This window comes from Geoanaerobacter pelophilus, assembly GCF_018476885.1.
Taxonomy (GTDB): domain Bacteria; phylum Desulfobacterota; class Desulfuromonadia; order Geobacterales; family DSM-12255; genus Geoanaerobacter; species Geoanaerobacter pelophilus.
Map to the genome: position 1 here is coordinate 1 of NZ_JAHCVJ010000020.1, position 2,500 is coordinate 2,500.

Annotated in this window: 1 rRNA gene (cut by a window edge); it reads right to left on the minus strand. The window is 52.4% G+C overall.

What is annotated here, in order from left to right:
* Positions 1 to 24: 24 nt before the first annotated feature.
* Positions 25 to 2,500, minus strand: a 23S ribosomal RNA gene (locus KI809_RS20285) (it continues 484 nt past the right edge of the window).

Here is a 2,500-nt window from a genome sequence, read left to right on the forward strand (position 1 = left end):
CCCCCCTTACCTGTTTAATTTTTTATGGTCAAGCCTCACGGCCGATTAGTACCGGTCAGCTGAACACATTACTGTGCTTACACACCCGGCCTATCAACGTTGTAGTCTCCAACGGGCCTTCAGGGGTTATTACACCCAGGGATACCTAATCTTGAAGGGGGCTTCCCGCTTAGATGCTTTCAGCGGTTATCCTTTCCGTACATAGCTACCCAGCGACTGCTCCTGGCGGAACAACTGGAACACTAGAGGTACGTCCATCCCGGTCCTCTCGTACTAAGGACAGCTCTTCTCAAGTATCCTGCGCCCACGGTAGATAGGGACCAAACTGTCTCACGACGTTTTAAACCCAGCTCGCGTACCGCTTTAATTGGCGAACAGCCAAACCCTTGGGACCTACTTCAGCCCCAGGATGCGATGAGCCGACATCGAGGTGCCAAACCTCCCCGTCGATGTGAACTCTTGGGGGAGATCAGCCTGTTATCCCCGGCGTACCTTTTATCCGTTGAGCGACGGCCCTTCCATACAGAACCGCCGGATCACTAAGACCTACTTTCGTACCTGCTCGACTTGTTGGTCTCGCAGTCAAGCTCCCTTATGCCTTTACACTCTACGGCTGGTTTCCAATCAGCCTGAGGGAACCTTCGCGCGCCTCCGTTACTCTTTGGGAGGCGACCGCCCCAGTCAAACTACCCACCAGACAGTGTCCCCGATCCGGATGACGGACCTGGGTTAGACACCCAAAACAACCAGGGTGGTATTTCAAGGTTGGCTCCACAGATACTGGCGTACCAGCTTCAAAGCCTCCCACCTATCCTACACAAACTGTTTCGAATGTCACTGTCAAGCTGTAGTAAAGGTTCACGGGGTCTTTCCGTCTTACCGCGGGTACTCGGCATCTTCACCGAGAATTCAATTTCGCTGAGCCACTGGTTGAGACAGCGCGGAAATCGTTACGCCATTCGTGCAGGTCGGAACTTACCCGACAAGGAATTTCGCTACCTTAGGACCGTTATAGTTACGGCCGCCGTTTACCGGGGCTTCGGTTCAAAGCTTCGCCTTGCGGCTAACAAATCCCCTTAACCTTCCGGCACCGGGCAGGCGTCAGACCCTATACGTCGACTTTCGTCTTTGCAGAGTCCTGTGTTTTTAGTAAACAGTCGCTACCGCCATTTCTCTGCGACCTCCATCGGCTTCACGTGCGAATCGCTACACCTACCGGAGGCACACCTTCTCCCGAAGTTACGGTGTCATTTTGCCGAGTTCCTTAACCAGTGTTCTCTCAATCACCTTAGGATTTTCTCCCCACCCACCTGAGTCGGTTTACGGTACGGTCTCCTGCTATCTGAAGCTTAGAGGCTTTTCTTGGAAGCATGGGATCAACCACTTTGTGAGCATACGCTCTCGTCATCACGCCTTGACGTTGTATGGGAAAGCGGATTTGCCTACCTTCCCCGTCTACACGCTTGAACCAGGACAACCAGCGCCTGGATGGCCTACCCTTCTCCGTCCCCCCATCGCAATAGCAAGAGGTACAGGAATATTAACCTGTTTCCCATCAACTACGCCTTTCGGCCTCGCCTTAGGGACCGACTAACCCTCCGCAGATTACCTTTACGGAGGAAACCTTGGGTTTTCGGTGACAAGGTTTCTCACCTTGTTTTTCGCTACTCATGTCAGCATAATCTCTTGTGATACCTCCAGCCGTCCTTACGGTCGACCTTCGCAGGCTTACACAATGCTCCCCTACCACTGGCATCTTAAGATGCCAATCCGCAGCTTCGGTACTATGCTTAGCCCCGTTACATTTTCCGCGCAGACCCACTCGACCAGTGAGCTATTACGCTTTCTTTAAAGGGTGGCTGCTTCTAAGCCAACCTCCTGGTTGTCTGGGCATTTCCACATCGTTTTCCACTTAGCATAGATTTTGGGACCTTAGCTGGCGGTCTGGGCTGTTTCCCTTTCGACTACGGATCTTATCACCCGCAGTCTGACTCCCGCAGTAACAGTTGATGGTATTCGGAGTTTGGTTGGGTTTGGTAATCTGGTAGGACCCCTAGCCCATCCAGTGCTCTACCCCCATCACTTAATCTGCGAGGCTATACCTAAATATATTTCGGGGAGAACCAGCTATCTCCGAGTTTGATTAGCCTTTCACTCCTATCCACACCTCATCCCCTGGCTTTTCAACGCCAGTGGGTTCGGGCCTCCACGAAGTGTTACCTTCCTTTCACCCTGGACATGGATAGATCACCCGGTTTCGGGTCTACTCCCAGCAACTAATGCGCCCTATTCAGACTCGCTTTCGCTGCGGCTCCACTCTATGAGCTTAACCTTGCTACTGAGAGTAACTCGCTGACTCATTATGCAAAAGGCACGCGGTCACACTGGATTGCTCCATAGTGCTCCCACTGCTTGTAGGCATACGGTTTCAGGTTCTATTTCACCCTCCTCATCGGAGTACTTTTCACCTTTCCCTCACGGTACTAGTGCACTATCGGTC